Source organism: Streptomyces sp. NPDC030991, from assembly GCF_055571235.1.
In genome coordinates this window covers 215,873-231,743 of the sequence record NZ_JBVIFR010000011.1, presented here as the reverse complement: position 1 = coordinate 231,743, position 15,871 = coordinate 215,873, and the positions used below count along the sequence as shown (strand labels likewise).

At 69.7% G+C, this 15,871-nt stretch carries 16 protein-coding genes and 4 pseudogenes; 16 read left to right on the top strand and 4 right to left on the bottom strand.

The window, feature by feature from the left end; all coding sequences use genetic code 11:
- Positions 1–67 precede the first annotated feature (67 nt).
- Positions 68–718, top strand: a pseudogene (locus ACZ45E_RS22055) (FAD-dependent oxidoreductase); the annotation flags it as partial.
- A gap of 122 nt (positions 719–840) precedes the next feature.
- Here the strand turns inward: ACZ45E_RS22055 and ACZ45E_RS22050 are convergent.
- A complete protein-coding gene (locus tag ACZ45E_RS22050) occupies positions 841–1,404 on the bottom strand; it encodes a hypothetical protein (RefSeq protein WP_468222899.1) in 564 nt (187 codons plus the stop codon).
- A 542-nt stretch (positions 1,405–1,946) separates the two neighbouring features.
- Between ACZ45E_RS22050 and ACZ45E_RS22045 the strand changes: the two genes are divergently transcribed.
- The 4 genes from ACZ45E_RS22045 to ACZ45E_RS22030 all read left to right on the top strand — a co-directional run bounded on the left by ACZ45E_RS22045 (position 1,947) and on the right by ACZ45E_RS22030 (position 5,862).
- Positions 1,947–2,672: a molybdopterin-dependent oxidoreductase gene (locus tag ACZ45E_RS22045; protein ID WP_468222897.1), complete on the top strand. Its 726-nt coding sequence runs from the start codon at positions 1,947–1,949 to the stop codon at positions 2,670–2,672.
- Complete coding sequence (locus tag ACZ45E_RS22040) at positions 2,620–3,339, top strand: cytochrome b/b6 domain-containing protein (RefSeq protein ID WP_468222895.1); 720 nt, start codon at positions 2,620–2,622, stop codon at positions 3,337–3,339. The genes ACZ45E_RS22045 and ACZ45E_RS22040 overlap by 53 nt, the downstream gene beginning before the upstream one ends.
- Positions 3,340–3,586: 247 nt before the next feature.
- Complete coding sequence (locus ACZ45E_RS22035; RefSeq protein ID WP_468222894.1) at positions 3,587–5,206, top strand: tannase/feruloyl esterase family alpha/beta hydrolase; 1,620 nt, start codon at positions 3,587–3,589, stop codon at positions 5,204–5,206.
- Positions 5,207–5,250: 44 nt separating this feature from the next.
- A complete protein-coding gene (locus ACZ45E_RS22030; RefSeq protein WP_468222893.1) occupies positions 5,251–5,862 on the top strand; it encodes a DUF308 domain-containing protein in 612 nt (203 codons plus the stop codon).
- Positions 5,863–5,944: 82 nt separating this feature from the next.
- Here ACZ45E_RS22030 and ACZ45E_RS22025 read toward each other — a convergent pair whose 3' ends face one another.
- On the bottom strand, positions 5,945–6,412 hold the full coding sequence (locus ACZ45E_RS22025; RefSeq protein WP_468222892.1) for an SsgA family sporulation/cell division regulator: 468 nt from the start codon (positions 6,410–6,412) through the stop codon (positions 5,945–5,947).
- A gap of 114 nt (positions 6,413–6,526) precedes the next feature.
- Positions 6,527–6,745: a hypothetical protein gene (locus ACZ45E_RS22020; RefSeq protein WP_468222891.1), complete on the bottom strand. Its 219-nt coding sequence runs from the start codon at positions 6,743–6,745 to the stop codon at positions 6,527–6,529.
- Between the two features lie 568 nt (positions 6,746–7,313).
- On the opposite strand from ACZ45E_RS22020, the gene ACZ45E_RS22015 reads away from it, so the two are divergent.
- From ACZ45E_RS22015 to ACZ45E_RS21975, 9 genes and pseudogenes are all read left to right on the top strand, one after another.
- Entirely contained in the window at positions 7,314–8,069 is a 756-nt protein-coding gene (locus ACZ45E_RS22015; RefSeq protein ID WP_468222890.1) for a dienelactone hydrolase family protein, read from the top strand.
- 140 nt (positions 8,070–8,209) lie between these two features.
- Positions 8,210–8,686: pseudogene (locus ACZ45E_RS22010) on the top strand (Dps family protein).
- 126 nt (positions 8,687–8,812) lie between these two features.
- Positions 8,813–9,241 carry an SRPBCC family protein gene (locus tag ACZ45E_RS22005; RefSeq protein WP_468222888.1) on the top strand — a complete coding sequence of 143 codons (429 nt, stop codon included), beginning with the start codon at positions 8,813–8,815 and terminating at the stop codon, positions 9,239–9,241.
- A 329-nt stretch (positions 9,242–9,570) separates the two neighbouring features.
- Positions 9,571–9,928: pseudogene (locus ACZ45E_RS22000) on the top strand (thiamine pyrophosphate-dependent enzyme); the annotation flags it as partial.
- 379 nt (positions 9,929–10,307) lie between these two features.
- Positions 10,308–10,490: a hypothetical protein gene (locus ACZ45E_RS21995; protein WP_468222887.1), complete on the top strand. Its 183-nt coding sequence runs from the start codon at positions 10,308–10,310 to the stop codon at positions 10,488–10,490.
- Positions 10,491–10,622: 132 nt separating this feature from the next.
- A complete protein-coding gene (locus tag ACZ45E_RS21990; RefSeq protein WP_468222886.1) occupies positions 10,623–11,594 on the top strand; it encodes a quinone oxidoreductase family protein in 972 nt (323 codons plus the stop codon).
- Between the two features lie 231 nt (positions 11,595–11,825).
- Complete coding sequence (locus ACZ45E_RS21985; RefSeq protein WP_468222884.1) at positions 11,826–12,098, top strand: response regulator; 273 nt, start codon at positions 11,826–11,828, stop codon at positions 12,096–12,098.
- Between the two features lie 481 nt (positions 12,099–12,579).
- Positions 12,580–13,545 carry an alpha/beta hydrolase gene (locus ACZ45E_RS21980; RefSeq protein ID WP_468222882.1) on the top strand — a complete coding sequence of 322 codons (966 nt, stop codon included), beginning with the start codon at positions 12,580–12,582 and terminating at the stop codon, positions 13,543–13,545.
- Positions 13,546–13,934: 389 nt separating this feature from the next.
- The gene (locus tag ACZ45E_RS21975; RefSeq protein WP_468222881.1) at positions 13,935–14,549 is read left to right on the top strand and encodes a TetR/AcrR family transcriptional regulator; all 615 of its coding nucleotides are present in this window, start codon (positions 13,935–13,937) and stop codon (positions 14,547–14,549) included.
- 74 nt (positions 14,550–14,623) lie between these two features.
- Here the strand turns inward: ACZ45E_RS21975 and ACZ45E_RS21970 are convergent, their stop codons facing one another.
- The gene (locus ACZ45E_RS21970; protein WP_468222879.1) at positions 14,624–14,812 is read right to left on the bottom strand and encodes a hypothetical protein; all 189 of its coding nucleotides are present in this window, start codon (positions 14,810–14,812) and stop codon (positions 14,624–14,626) included.
- A gap of 3 nt (positions 14,813–14,815) precedes the next feature.
- On the opposite strand from ACZ45E_RS21970, the gene ACZ45E_RS21965 reads away from it, so the two are divergent.
- The gene (locus tag ACZ45E_RS21965) at positions 14,816–15,100 is read left to right on the top strand and encodes a transposase (RefSeq protein WP_468222877.1); all 285 of its coding nucleotides are present in this window, start codon (positions 14,816–14,818) and stop codon (positions 15,098–15,100) included.
- Positions 15,100–15,424: pseudogene (locus ACZ45E_RS21960) on the top strand (HU family DNA-binding protein); the annotation flags it as partial. The gene ACZ45E_RS21965 and the pseudogene ACZ45E_RS21960, both read left to right, overlap by 1 nt.
- Positions 15,425–15,871 lie beyond the last annotated feature (447 nt).

Here is a 15,871-nt window from a genome sequence, read left to right as displayed (position 1 = left end):
TCCGTGCACCCCGCGGGCACCCGCACCGACACCTTCACGGGCGTCCTCGGCCGTCGGGCCCGAGGCCCTGGGGTCAAGCCCGCACGAGTTGGAGATGGCCACCGCCTGGCAGGCACTGGGCAGCCGGGTCACCGCGCTCGCCCGAGGGGACGGGTTGCTCCCCAGGGTGGAGCCGTTCGCGGGGGAGCTGGTCACCGGGCGCTTGCGGGAGACCGGGTCGGGCGTCCCCTTCGACACCTCCGTCGAGGGTGTGCACCGGGTGGCGGGCGAGGCCCACGTCACGCTGTCGGACGGCGCTGAGGTCGTCGCCGACGAGCTCCTCTTCGCCACCGGCCGTGCCCCGTGTACCGAGGACATCGGGCTCGACACGGTCGGGGCGGCCCCGGGGGAGTGGCTCACCACGGACGACAGCGACTGTCACCGAGGTGCCGGGTTCCTGGCTGTACGCCGTCGGCGACGTCAACCGCCAGGCCCTTTTCACCCAGGGCAAGTACCAGGCACGTATCGCAGGAGCCGTGATCGCCGTCCGCGCCGCGGGGGAACCGCTGGACACCACCGCTGGGCCGCGCACCGCAGCACCGCCGACCTTGAGGCCGTGCCCGGCGTCGCCTTCACCGACCCCGAAGTCGCCACTGTGGGGCTGACCGTCGCGGACACCGAACGGGCCGGCCGGGACGTCGAAGTCGTCGACCACCTCGCGGGCGCCCTGCAGTACCGGCCTGTCGAGGCGAGACGCGTGACCGGTGTGCGCAAGCGCGCGCTCCCGACGGTCGGAACCACGCTCATGTGACACATATGGCGGATGTGGTCCTGTCGGGGCCCGCACCGTCCGGCGACGTGTCAGGCGGCGCCCGCGCCGTCCTGCTTCACCAGGCTGTACATGACGGAGCGCTGCTGCTTGTGTCGCTGAATGCGTCCCTTGGCCACAAGCGACTCCAGGGTGTTGCGCACCACCTGGGGTGTGGGGTTGCGGTCGGGGTGCTTCTTCAGCAGCTCGTCCCGCAGCTCCTTCGCCAGGCGCGGCTCGTCGTACGTGGCGAGCAGCTTGGTGAGCAGGTCCCCGAGCAGGGCCTGCCGCGGCTTCCCCTCCGCACCGGCCTTCGCCGGGGTGTCCGCCGACGCGGTCCTCGACGGTGCCGTACGCCGTGAAGTGGCTCCGGCCGTGGCCCGCTTCGGCCTCGTGACAGTCCGTTCGTCCTGCAGCTGCTCGGGCAGCCGGGACGCGTCGGTGAAACCCTCGTACCGCTCGGCGAGGCTGATGATGTCTCCCAGGAGGGCTTCCTCCTGTTTCAACATCGAGATCCTCTCCCGCAGCTCCTGCTGCAGGCGGCGGTTCTCCTCCAGGTCCGATGCGGCTTGATCGACGTACCGCGATCGGAGCGCGGCGGCTGACTGGCTGGTCACAACCGTTCTCTCCCTCGATATGAATGACGTGTGCATGGTACCCATGTCAAGGGGGCCATGCAGATAAGTGTCGACGCTCCACTGTTCGCCCGGCATGTTCGCTCCTCACGATAAGGGCTGATGTGCCCGAGCACGGAGGAAAGGACAGCTCTTCTTCGACGACCCGGGGTGCGATGGATGTCGGGCGACATCAAGGCGGCGTGCCCGCGGACCCGTGGCCAGAACGAGGGCCGGCTGCGGTCGCTGATCATACGTATGTGGTGGCAGAGCGGCATGTGGGGGGAAGGGTGCGCGGGCTCCGGACCGGACCCGGCTGAACGATCCGCCGTCAGGCCGTTGTCGCGAGAGCACTGCCTTCTGGGACTCGTCTGGCACACCTGTGCAAATGACGTAGGTGATCGCGTATGCGTCGTCCCGCCACTCCGGTCGCCTCTGGGCACCCTGGCAGACATGTCGTTGACAGTCACGGAGAGCCATGCCACGATCGTAACCAGTTAAACCGGTGACGACGAGTGGCGATGTCCCTCGAAGGAGCACTGACCATGGCAGAGAACCCGAAACGGACGGCCGCCGAAGGCGCACCCGTTGGGCGGCGCGCGATGCTGAGCGTGCTCGCCGCCGGGGCCGCGGGGCTCGCCGCCGCCCCCTACCTCCAGCGCGGCTGGGAAGGCTTCCTCGGCGCCGCCTCCCAGCTCGACCCCACCGGCGCGACCGGACTGCTGCCCAACCCCGGTGGCTTCCGGTACTACAGCGTCGTCGGCTCGGTCCCGCACAAGGATGAGACCACCTATCGGCTGCGGGTCACCGGCCTGGTGGACCGCCCCAAGAGCTACACCCTCGACCAGCTGCGCGCGCTGCCACAGCGCCGGGTCGTGAACGACGTCGTCTGCACCGACGGATGGCGGGTGGAGAAGACCCCGTTCGACGGGGTGCGACTGGCGGACATCCTCGACGATGCCGGAGTGCGTTCCCCGGGCGCGGCGATCCGGTTCACCTGTTTCGACGGCGCCTACAGCGAGAGCCTCACCCTGGAGCAGGCTCGCCGCTCCGACGTCCTGGTCGCGCTGAAGATGCAGGACAAGCCGATCACCCACGAGCACGGCGGGCCGGTTCGCCTCTACGTAGCTCCCATGTACTTCTACAAGTCGGCCAAGTGGCTGTCCGGCATCTCGGTCACCGACAAGGTCGTTCCCGGCTACTGGGAGGAGCGCGGTTATGCGGTCGACGGCTGGCTCGACGGCGCCGACCGGCACGGCGATGCTGCCTGAACCGTCCGGCAGGGTCCGGCGGTTCAGCACCGCCGAGCGCTGGATCCACCGGACCACCGGCTACCTGATGCTGGTGTGCCTGGTCACCGCCGCCTGTCTGTACCTCGGGCCGCTGGCCCAACTCGTCGGTCGACGGCACCTGATGGTCGCCCTGCACGAGTGGTCCGGCATCGCTCTGCCCCTGCCCTTCCTGTTGGGGCTCCTCTCTCCCGCCTTCCGCGCCGACCTGCGCCGGATCAACCGCTTCGCGGTATACGACCGCCAGTGGCTGCGTGCTGTCCGCCGGCGCCGCACCTCGCACAGGGCGCGCCCGGCCGGCAAGTTCAACGCGGGCCAGAAGCTCTACGCGGGCTGGATCGCCGGCGCCGTACTGGTGATGATGTTCACGGGCCTGCTGATGTGGTTCATGGGGCTGCTGCCCTGCATCTCCCGCACCAGCGCGATCTTCGTCCACGACCTGATGGCCTGGGCGATCACCCTCGTCGTCCTCGGACACCTGCGCAAGGCCCGGCAGGATCCGGAGGCGCTGCTCGGCATGCGCACCGGATACGTCAGCAGCACCTGGGCGCAGCGGTACCACGCGAAGTGGCTGGGCGAGGAGCGGGCGGGGTCGTCGGCCGATGTCGAGCAGCGCTCACATGTGTCGACAAAAACCGACACACACTGACGACCGTCGAATGACGTAGTCACTCAATCCAGGGCGTGGACCGTCAGATGACTGTGGCTCCGCTGTGGGCACACGGGCAGAGTGGTGCCGGACGGGCGGTCGAGCCCGTTCAAGCGGCTGATTCTCGCTTCGATTCAATTATCACCGATCTAACAGGTGATATGTTCCGGGTCGGCTCGCAGCGTGTCGTACGACCTGCACATGTGTCGCCGCAATGGGCGCACACCTACCACTTGGATGGGGAACAATGAAGAAGGCTCTGACGGCACTCGCGGCAGGCGTGCCGCTGGTCGCGGCGGCGGTGTGGCTGCCGACCGCCTCGGCGGACGAGACGCGCAATCCCGCCACCGCCACCACCGCCGCCTGTGCGGCGCCGACCGTGAAGGCTCCGGCCGGCACCCGGGTGGAGTCCGTGACGGCGGCCCGGCAGGCCGGAGGCACCATCCACGGCACCGGGTTGCTCGGCGGCGAGGTCTCCGGCGTCCCGGCCTTCTGCCAGGTGACGGTCACCCTCACCCACCCCGGTGAGGGCGACCACGCCACGGTGCAGACCTGGCTGCCCGAGCGGAAGTGGAACGGCCGCTTCCAGGCGATCGGCGGCAGCGCCTACAGCGCCGGGGACAACGGTGTCGGCCTGGGCGGCGCGGTCAAGAACGGCTACGCGGTGACCACCACGGACGCCGGCGTCGGTGACGTACTGGACACCAGCTGGGTCCTCGACGGCAAGGGCGAGGTCAACCGCACGGCACTGAAGAACTTCGCCTCCCGCTCCCAGCACGAGGCCGCCGCCGTCGGGAAGGCGGTGGTGGGCGGCGTCTACGGCAAGCGTGCCGCCTACTCCTACTTCACCGGCTGCTCCACCGGCGGCCGTCAGGGGTACATGGAGGCCCAGGCCTACCCCGACGACTACGACGGCATCCTCGCGGACGCGCCCGCCATCAACTGGGACGAGTTCGAGGTCGCCACCCTCTGGCCACAGGTGGTCCTCAACAACGAGAAGACTTACCCGAGCGACTGCGAGCTGAAGGCGTTCACCGACGCCGCGATCAAGGCCTGCGACAAGCTCGACGGGGTGAAGGACGGTCTTGTCAACGACGCATCCCGGTGTGACTACGACCCGCGCCGCCTGATCGGCACCAAGGTCGACTGCGACGGCAAGGAGCTCACCATCACAGCGGCCGACGCGGCCGTGGTCCACAAGATCTGGGACGGTCCCCGCACCACCTCCGGCCAGAAGCTGTGGGCGGGTGTCCCGATCGGCGCCGACCTGGCGGGCCTGGCCCACTCCGCGCCGACAGAGCCTGACGGCCCAGCCGTGGGGCAGCCCTTCCAGGTTCCCGCCCTCTGGGCCCAGCTCTTCCTGAAGAAGGACCCGTCCTTCGACCTCACGAAGGTCACCTACAGCGACTTCACGAAGCTGTTCCAGCAGTCTCAGGCCGAGTACGACAAGGTCATCGGTACCGACGACCCTGACCTGGTGGACTTCCGCCGCTCCGGCGGCAAGCTGATCACCTGGCAGGGCGACACCGACCAGTTCATCCCCGCGCAGGGCACCGTGCGCTACCACCGGCAGGTCGAGCGTGAGCTGAGCGCCGGGCGGGTGGACGACTTCTACCGCGTTTTCCTCGCCCCGAACACCGCCCACTGCGGTCTCAACGGCCAGGACGGTTCGGCCGACGGCCTCGCCGCGTTGACCGCCTGGGTCGAGCACGGCAAGGCGCCCCGGACCCTGCCCGCCACGCTGATCGACACCAACGGCGAGAAGGCCGAGCGCGACCTGTGCGCCTACCCCGAGGTATCCCGCTACAAGGGCCACGGCGACCCCGCCTTCGCCTCCAGCTTCCGCTGCGTCTTCCCCCGGCACTGACCGGGCCCGCGACGACCTCCTGACCTGAGAAAGGCCGAACACCCATGAGCACCCAGACGGCGACCGCGACCACCCGGGCAGCGTCCGCGACTATCCGGGCCGCCACGGACGAACGTTCCTCCCTGCTGAAGCTGTACCTCGGCCGCGGTGTTCTCGCCGTGGTGTGGGCCCTGGCGTTCGCCCGAGGCCATGAGGACGTCGACGCGGTGGCCATCACGCTGCTGGTCGTCTACCCGCTGATCGACGCGGTCTCCTCGCTGATCGACCACCGCGCCACACCCGAGGGGACCGAGCGCCGGGTCACCGCATTCAACGGGGTGCTCAGCGCGGTGGCCGCCATCGCCATCGGCGTCGCCGGCGCCGGCGGTGAGGCACCGGTGCTCCATGTGTTCGGCGTCTGGGCCGTCATCTCCGGTCTCGCGCAGGTGATCGTCGGAGTGCGGCGACGCGGTCCCGAGTTCGGCAAGCAGTGGCCGACCCTGATCTCGGGCGGACTCTCCTTCCTCGTCGGCATCACCTACAACGTCCAGGCCGCGGGTGACCAACCCTCGCTCGACGTGCTGTCGGTGTACGCCACCGGCGGCGGGGTGTGGTTCATCCTGCAGGCACTGCTGCTGGGCTGGAAGTCCCGCCAGCTGTGCGCCCGGTCCGTCTGACGGTCGTACCCCTTCCGGAGACACTGCGGCCCGCGCCTCGAAAGGCGCGGGCCGCAGCGTGCTGTGCACGACGCACGCGGCGTCACATGGAGGGCGGCCACCGGCCGTCGAGCAACGTCGTCAGGAAACCGTCCCAGTTCAGTCCGGCCATCTCCGCGTCGGAGGGGACGACGCGGTAGGTGGCGTCGAGCCAGGTGGCCAGCGGCTCCGTGGGTAACTCGAACAGGGCCTCCACCTCGTGCGAGGCGAGCATGAGCCACGACGAGGGCCGCTTGCCGGGCAGCGTCGGCCACATGCGCACGTCGCCGGCGCCGCTCATCGCCGTCAGTCCCCGGTGGAGCAGCCCGCGGCTCAGATGCCAGATCAGGCTCGGCCCGCGTGCCGCCAAGAGCTCGAACGTGACCACGGCGGGCGTACCCGGGTCGAAGCGGAACGTCGCCCGGACCGGTACCCGGGTGAACTCGTCCAGCAACTCGTCGAGTTCGACGTGAAGCGGCGGCACGAGCTCGGGCGCCGAACGCGCGCTCAGAGGCGACTGATCACGGTGCATGACAGGAGTTCCCCTCCATCGGACGGCGTCTGCACCTACCACTCTTCGCCGCGGATGAGCCCGGCACATCGGTCACATGACGGTCGAAGGGTGCCCACGCCGTGCCGCTCCGGTTCAGGTCACGGGCGCCAGGTTCGGTCCGGTCGTGCCGAGCTGTTCGTGCGCCACCACCTGGGGCACCGGCCGGGTCATCCCTTCAGCGGCCAGCTCTGCCCGGTCGCTCGCAGGAACTCGGCGGGCGGCTCGTACCTCGATCAGGTCGATCGCGCCCGCGGCCAGATAGAGGGCTGCGGAGAGCAGGACCGCGGTGGGTACCTGCCAGCTGATGTCCACGGCGTCGGTGGCAAGGCCGCCGCCGGAGGCGCGAGCGGAGTCAGCCCGGTCGGCATGCTTATCTCGGGCTTGCTCGGCGACTTCTGCACCGCCCTGGCCAGAGTGTGATCGGCGTCGGTGAACTTCGGGGCGCCGATCTGCCGCTTGACTCACGCCACGACAACCCCGCGTGCTGCCACACGTCGTCGCTGAGCCCGGTGATCGCGCGCTGTTCGGCCGTGAACCAGTCGAGCGCCGTCCGCTTGACCTCAGTGTTCGTCGCCCTCCCTTGAGGCGCCCGGTACGTGGCGGGAGAGTTCCCTGTCCTCTCGTCGTACCCGAGCGTCGCCGCCAGAACCGGGTCGCCTGAAGAGACGGCCGGGGTGGTCGCGGTGGCTCTCCGCCTGAACAGCCCGGATCCAGAACATGTGTTTCTGTCATACTGCGAAGCGGCATATGTCTCCCGTCGGTGTGTCAGCCCACCGTCTCGGACGGACGCGCGACCCATCCTCAGGTGTGAGCTCCGCACCACCCGGTCCCGTTGTCCGTACGCACCGGGACCCTCTCTTGCCTCCAGAAAGGCACCCTCATGAGCACCGTGACCGGCACGCTGATCGACATCCCCACCGCGGACGGCGCCGCCGACGCCTACCTCGTCCACCCCATCGACGGCGACCCCCACCCGGGGGTGCTCTTGTACCAGGACGCCTTCGGGGTGCGCCCGCACCTGAAGGCCATAGCCGACCGGCTGGCCGTCGCCGGCTACACGGTGCTCGTCCCCAACGTCTTCCACCGGGCCGGGCGCGCCCCGGTGGTGGAGCTGCCCGAGTTCATCGACATGCGGGCCCGTCCGGACATCGTGGAGAAGGTCGTCCCGCTCATGACGGCGCTCACCTCCGCACACACGGAGCGCGATGCCGGGGCCTACCTGGCATGGTTCGCGCAGTCGCCGCTGGTCACGGACGGGCCGGTGGGCGTCGCGGGCTACTGCATGGGGGCAAGGCTGGCCCTCTACACAGCGGGCACCCACCCGGACCGGGTAGCCGCGGCGGCCGGCTTCCACGGCGGTGACCTGGCGAGCGAGGCACCCGACAGCCCTCACCTGCTGGCCGGACGGATCACCGCCGAGCTCTACTTCGCGCACGCCGACGAGGACGACTCGATGCCCGAGGAACAGATCCTGCGCCTGGAGCGGGCGTTGAGCGACGCGGGCGTCAAGCACCGCTGCGAGGTGTACCAGGGCGCCCACCACGGCTACACCCAGTCCGACACCGCGGCCTACGATCACGGGGCGGCCGAGCGGCACTGGACGGAGCTGCTGGCGCTGTTCGACCGTACCTTTTGAGGTCGTCGGGGCCTTCGTGACGGGCGAGGCGGCCTGTGTGACAGACGGACCGGGCGGCAGTCAAACGACTGATTCGCGGGAGGCCGGCGAGTTCGAGACTGGTGCTGTCAGTGGCAGAACCGGAAAGGACCCGCAAACCCATGACCGTCATCAACGGCCCCCTGCAGGACAGCGAACGCGCCCTCGTGGGCGGCGCGTTGCAGGCGACGCTCGTCGACCTGCTCGACCTCTCCCTGGTGGCCAAGCAGGCGCACCGGAACCTCTACGGACCGCGCTTCCGCCCCGTCCACTTCCAGCTCGACGAGGTGGTGACCGCCGCGCGCGACTTCGCCGACACGGTGGCCGAACACGCCGCGGCGCTGGGTGTCAGCCCGGACGGCCGGGCCACCACCATCACCGCCACCAGCGGTGCCCTTCCCGGCGGGCTGGACGAAGGACACCGAGGTGATCGAAGCCCTGGCGCGCACGTTCTCCGCCGTCATCGAACGGGTGCGTCGGCGCATCGACGAGACCGGTCCGGCGGACGCCGTGACCCAGGACCTGTTGATCGCCTGAGCGCCGCCCTCGAGAAGCACAGCTGGATGTTCCAGGCCGAGAACGCCGCGAACACGGGCTGAGCACATGTCTCAACGGACAAGCACCCCGGAGAAGCAGTCCCGGATAACCGTCTTGACGGGTGATTATGTGGCGTGCAAGTGTGAAGCCACCCGCCAGGACAGTCACTTTGTGAATGAGGGAAAACCATGGCAGTCGTCCGTTTCCAGCTCGTCTCCCAGCTCGCCCCCAAGGACGTGCTGGGGGTGCTGACTGATTTCGGCCCCTCCCGCGCGCAGTCCTGGCCGACCATCGACGCCGAGTACTTCGAGGTCCATGACCTCGGTGACACCTGGGCCGAGGTCACCGAAGGCACCGCCGCGGCCTGGGAGCGGGCGCGCTACGAGTGGCAGCCGGCCGGTGACACGGTCACGGTCACCACGCTGGACTCCAAGCTCTTCGGGGCGGGCGGCGGCTGGGTCTTCACCATGACCCCCGAGGGCGACGGCACCCGGGTCGACGTCGAACTGACCCGGCAGCCGGGCACCTTCAAGGGCAAGGTGCTCGCCTCGCTGCTCCCACTGGTCGCCCCTGGCTCCCTGCGCAAGTCGTTCGCGGGGCCCCTGCAGGCCAAGTGACCGGCCCGGCCGCCCGGGAGTGGCGCAGATCAGCCCGCGAGCTGCTGCCCTGATCCCGGTCTGGAAACGGGTGTCCGCCCCGAGCTTGGTCAGGACGGTGGCGACGCGCCGGGTCGCGGTGCGGGCCCGGTAGGCCTCGTAGAGCTCTATGAGGGCGTCGAGCACGCCGGACGGATGGATCATGACGAGGTCGTCGTAGACCGTCCCCGAGAGCGGGACCACTGCTGACCGCGCGGAGCGCGCGACGCCACCTCGACGACGCCCTCGCCCACTACGCCCGTACCTATAAGTCCCTGGTCTCGCTCGCGGTGAATGACCGCGAACGCGCCCCGGTCCATCCGCAGTTCGTGGCGAGCACCCTCGACCGCCTCGCCGACGACGACGCCGGCTTCACCGTGGACGTCGGCTCCCCGGTGGTGTGGGCGGCCCGCTATCTGACGTTCGACGGGCAGCGCCGGCTGATCGGTTCGTTCAATCACGGCACGATGGCCAACGCCCTACCGCACGCCGTGGGCGCGCAGGCGGCGTACCCGGGCCGTCAGGTGGTCTCGCTGTCCGGCGACGGCGGCCGCACCATGCTGCTCGGCGAACTGTTCACGCTGCGCCAGAACCGTCTGCCCGCCAAGATCGTGGTCTTCAACAACGGCTCCCTGAACTTCGTCGAGCTGGAGATGAAGGCGGCCGGCATCGTCAACTACGCGACCGAGCTGGACAACCCGCAGGTCGCCGAGGTCGTCCACAACCCCCACGGGGTGAACACGAAGATCAGTCACGGCGTACAGGTGATCCGCCCCGCGGGCACCGCCGCGGTGTCGGTCTACGGGACCAACTGCCCTGACGCGACCGAGTAACCGACTGGCTTGAGCCCCTCCACGCAGGCCCCGCTGAGCATGTACTCCGTCCCCGCGGGCCAGGTGTACGTCGCCGCCACGGCCCCCGTTGCCGGGGTGGACACCTGGATCTCTCCGGAGTCTATGGGCGTGCTCCGAACCTGACTTGCCGAGACGGTCGTCACCGGTTAAAGTGGTGACGAACCTGCGCGGCGCACGCTCCATCGGAGGGCATCATGGGACGCAAGAACCGAGGTATCGGCAGGCGCTGGACCCTCTGGGGTGGCGACAGCTCGATCGAGGCGCTCCAGCAGCAGCACCGCGCCGAACGCGGCATGTCCAGGGATCGCGGGGTCCGGGCGGAGACCGTACAGGCGCGCCTGTACGCGACCAGCGCCTACCTCACCGCCGCGACCTGAGGCTCCGGCTTTCGGCTCGCCGTATCTGGACTCACTCGTACAAAAAATGCGACCTACGTTCACGATCGTGACGACGGCGGCGGCCCCACCGCAACCGTCGCCAACCTGATCGGACAGAAAGAGGTGTGACCCATGCGCGCTGTGGTTCTGAACGAGCTGGGCGGCCCGGAGGTGCTCCGGCTGCAGGACTGGCCAGACCCCGAGCCCGGACCAGGTGAACTGGTCGTCGACATCGAGTTCGCAGGCGTCAACTTCATGGACACCGGCTCCCGCGTCGGGTTCTCGCTCCCCGGCGAACTCCCTCTCATCCCCGGCGTCGAGGGAGCCGGCCGGGTCTCCGCGATCGGCGAGGGCGTCGACGGCTTCGCGATCGGCGACCGGGTCGCCTGGCTCCGGGTCTTCGGCAGCTACGCCGAGAAGATCGCGGTCCCCTCCGCCGAGGTCGTCCCGGTCCCGGACGACATCCCGAGCGACATCGCCGCCGCGACGATGATGCAGGGCATCACCGCGCACCATTTCGTCACCGAGTCGGCGCCGTTGGCCGAGGGCGAGACCGCGTTGGTGCACGCCGCCGCGGGCGGTGTGGGCCGCATGCTCACCCAACTGCTCAAACTGCGCGGCGTCCGGGTGATCGGCCTGGTCTCCCGCGAGGAGAAGGCCGCGGCCGCGAAGTCCGCGGGCGTGGACGAGGTCCTCGTCTCCCAGAACGGTGACTTCGTCGACCGCGTCAAGGAGCTGACCGGCGGCGAGGGTGTGCACGCGGTGTTCGACGGCAGCGGGGCGAGCACGTTCTGGCCCTCCACCGAGGCCCTGAGGCGCTCCGGCACGCTGGTCTACTTCGGCCCGCTGATCGGCGAGATCCCCACGGTGCGGCTGTTCGACCTGCCGAAGAGCATCAAGCTCACCTACGCGGTCTTCGCGGACCACATCCACACCCGGGAACTGCTGCTCCAGCACGCCGGCGACCTGTTCGACAAGATCCGCGAGGGCGGGCTGAGCGTCGACATCACCGGGCGCTACCCGCTGGGCGAGGCCGCGCAGGCCCATACTGACATCGAGTCCCGGCGTACCTCGGGCAAGCTGCTGCTCGACACGAGCCGCTGAGAGCCTGCCCTTTGCACGTTCTCGGTGACCGTCGCCGCGCAGGGAGAGGGCCGGAGACCGCCTCCGGCCACGGCCCGTCGATGTAGGGCCAACCCCACAACGGCCTGCGGCCCGCCCGCTGCGGCCGCGGGCGGCACGAGGTCCCCGGAGGCGTCCCCCGGCCGGCGCGGGGGACAAACCGTAGGGCTCCCCCTATGGCCCGCTCACCAGGGCGTTGGGCAAGCTGGGAGCATGTGTAGCAACATCGTGCTCGTCGACGACGACCCCGGCTTCCGCCGCATCGCCACTGCCCTCCTGACGGCACGAGGGCTGTGTGTCGTGGCGGAGTCCGGGAACGGCACCTCGGCCCTCGCCGAGGTGCGGGCACACCGCCCCGACGGACTGCTGCTGGATCTGCACCTGCCCGATCTGGACGGAGTGGCTGTGGCCCGGCTGCCGAGTCAGGAGGACCGCCCGCCCCGCATCGTACTGACCTCCACCGACGAGTCGCCCTGGTCGCGCTAGCAGCTCGCGAACGCCGGGATCGACTCCTTCGTCGCCAAGGACCGCCTGGTGGACCCGGACCTGCGCGGCCTGTTCGCCCCCGCCGTGCCCTGAGGGCCTGGACCCTACTGCCCGAGGTGGCGCAGCACCGCCGACACCCGCCGGTGCTGTCCGGACGCCGTCTGGCTGAGCCCCAACTTCATGAAGATGCCGGTCACATGGCGCTCCACGGCGGCGACGCTCACGAAGAGCTGCTCCGAGACCCCCCGTGTTGGAGCGGCCCTCGGCCATCAGCGCCAGTACCTCCCGCTCCTTGGGCGTCAGCACGGCCAGCGGATCCTCCTTCGGGCGCTCCCTCGGGCGCTCCCTGGTGACCCGTCGCCCCTCCCGTGTCTCCCCCTGCCACATCCGGCCCGCATCGATCGGAGAAGGAACCGTGTACACCCGCCCCATGCCACACGCTCACACACCCCCAACGGATGAAGAGGCCTCGCCCCCTCCGGTGCCGTTCGACCCTCAAGCAGCGGCCGTCCTGGACGCGCTGGGCGACCTGCGCGGCGCCGAGCCGGCCTCGCCCACGGACGTGCCGCGGTGGCGCGCACACCTCGCCGCCACCGCCCCCGATCCCACGCCGGAAGAACTGTGTGACGGCGGCCGCTTCGAGGTGGTGGAACGCGCGGTACCGGGACCCGCCGGAGCGCCGGACGTCCCGCTGCTGATCGCGCGCCCGGCGGGACTGCCCGACAACGCGCCCGTCATCTACCACCTGCACGGCGGCGGCATGATCGGCGGCACCTGCCGCACCGGCATGCCCGGCATCCTGCGCGAGTGGGCCGCGCCCCTCGGGCTGGTCGTGGTCTCCGCCGACTACCGGCTGGCTCCCGAACACCCCTACCCCGCAGGCATCGAGGACTGCTACGCGGGCCTGGTGTGGGTGGCACGGCACGCCGCCCAGTTCGGCGGCGATCCGGAGCGGATCGTGGTCGCGGGCGGCAGCGCGGGTGGCGGGTTGACCGCGGCCGTCGCGCTCATGGCGCGAGACCGGGGCGGACCACGTCTGATCGGTCAGCTGGCCATGTGCCCCATGCTCGACGACCGCAATGACACCCCCTCGGCACGGCAGATGGCCGGTCGCGGCGTGTGGGACCGGAGCGCCAACGAGGCCGGCTGGACGTCGCTGCTCGGCGCGGCCCGCGGTACCGACCGGGTTCCGGCGTACGCCGCACCGGCCCGCGCCACCGACCTGTCCGGTTTGCCGCCGGCCTACATCGACGTCGGTGCGGCGGAGACGTACCGCGATGAGAACATCGCCTACGCCACCCGCATCTGGCGAGCCGGGGGTGATGCCGAACTCCACGTCTGGTCGGGCGGATTCCACGGTTTCGACCAGATCGCCCCTGACACCGCCGTGGCCCGCGACGCCCGTGAGGCCCGCGTCCGCTGGCTCCGCCGCGTCCTGCACCGGTAAGGCGCGACACCGCCACGCGCCGCGCACCCAGCACGTGCTTCGCACCGGACCGGTCACTCCACCGGACGAGTCGGAGCGGCGGCGGCGCCCAGGTCATCCGACCGGTCACCCCCGACGACACAGTGCTCCCGGTCGAAGACCTCCGGTGGGGCTGGGCGCGGAACCGCACGACACGTTCACCGTCGTGCTTGCGCCGTACCGGCCGACGGTGTGTGGAAGTCAAGGATCACCGACTCCTGCCGCAAGGAGGCCAGGGAAAAGCACGAAGGTCATAACCGTCGGCATGAGGTGATGCTTGGCGAAGCAACGCCTCACCGCACGGGAGCCCGGTCGACGGCCTGATCCGGGGGATGGGCTCGCGCAAGGGGCAAGGACCTATGCTCGTGCTCATGAGTGCCGCCCTTCCCGCCCGCAGACGCGACGGTGCCGCGACGCGCGAGGCGATCCTCGCCGCTGCGGTCATCGAGTTCACCGAGCACGGGTACGCCGGGGCCGGGGTGCGGCAGATCGCCGAGCGGGCGGGCGTCACGGCAATGATGATCAACCGCTACTTCGGCTCGAAGGAGGGCCTGTTCGCTCAGACCGTCGACCGGGCCTTCGCTCCGCCGACCGTCATCGGCGACGGGCTCGCCCCCCTGAGCCGCTCGATAGCACGCACCCTGGCCGAACGCACGGCCCCGCACGCCCCACAGCTCGATCCGTTCCTGTTGTTGCTGCGCTCGGCGTCCGACCCCGAGGCGACCGACATCGTTCGAGGGGGCGTCGAGAGACATGTCGGTGCCCGGCTCGCCGGGTTGCTAGAGGGGTCCGACGCGGACCTCAGGGCCCAGCTCGGGCTCGCACTGGTGGCCGGCACGTGGCTGCTGCGCAGCATCGTCGGTACCACCGCGCTTGCAGCGGTGGACGACGAACGCCTCGCGGACCTGCTCACCGACATGCTCCGTCCGGTCACCCGTGAGGGCGGGGCAGGGTCCCTCGCCGGCGCGGAGGGCACCAGCGAATAGTCCAGAAGGCGGGGCGGATGAGCCCGCCGTCGACGCGGATGGTGGCGCCCACTGATGTACTGGGCGTAGTTGCTTCACAGGTACGCCACCGCTGCGGCGCTCTCGGCCGGCTCGCCGAAGCGCTCCTGGTCGTTGGGGATGAGGGCGTTGACGGAGTTGGGCTGGATCTCCTCCCAGGTGTCGCCCCAGCCGCGGGCGGGATCGATTGAGCCATGGATCCCGGACCGGACGCCGAAGCGGGGTGGCCGCTGGCGGACCATCATGAGGTGATCGACGCGATCGCCTTCAAGTTTCAGACCGGCACGCAGCGGGTTCACCTGCCGGAGAAGTGCCGCAACTGGCGAAGGGTCTACAACCGGCTGCGGATGTGGGCCGTCGACGGCAGGTGGGAGTGGGTGTTCACCGCCCTGGTAGCCCAGGCCGATGCGGACCAGGACCTCAACTGGGCTGTCAAGCAGTGGCGCGGTATCGCCACCCGGTATGAGAAGACCGCAACCATCTACCTCGCCGGACTCCACATCGCGGGCGTCTTCCTCCGGCCCGCCCGTTGATGCAAACAAAAGCGCCTAGGCGTACAGCGCCGTCCTCGCCGCCGTCCTGCACCCGGTCGGCCGTGATCCTGATACTGCGCTGTCCAGGCAGTCGGCGTGCCGTAGCGAGCCGGAAGGACGCGGACGCAGTGCTGGCCGCGTTCGCCCGTACGCTTAGCGAGATCGTCGCCAAGGGTGACGAGAAGGTAACCGTTCCCGGCTGCGTGTTCTTCGAGCGCACCTACCGGACCGCCGGGGTAAGGCCGTAACCCGTTCAGGGGTGAGGCGATGACCATCGCGGCCGGTTACGGCGTCAAGGTCTCCGCGGACTCCAAGCTCCAGGAAGTGTTCCGTTGTGCCTCACAGTCCGCCGAGCGGCGCCGGGTTGTCGGCCGCCTCGATATTAAGGGCGTTCTCCAGCAGCCACCGCTGCGCGGACCGCAGCTGCGCGAACTCCAGGTATTGCGCCTGCACCCAGCGGCCGAGGTCTTCGCCCCGGGCGACGACTTCACCGGCTGCCGTTGGCAGGTCTCCGCCGTCGGCCAGGTGGGCTCGTACGAGCCGCAGACAACGCTGCCAACCCGCCGTCCTAGCTGCACAGCTTCACATTCAGTTACTCAACAAAGTAACTGCAGCCTTCGGCAGTCAGATGACTGATGCACTGGGTCAGGCCTTGGAGCACAGTGAGGCCAAGGCCACTGTCGTACGTCCCGCTGCCACGAACACCTTTGGCATGTGGGAGCGTGGATCCGTTGCGGATTCGAAAGGTTTTTAAGACAGAGAACAGTGGTC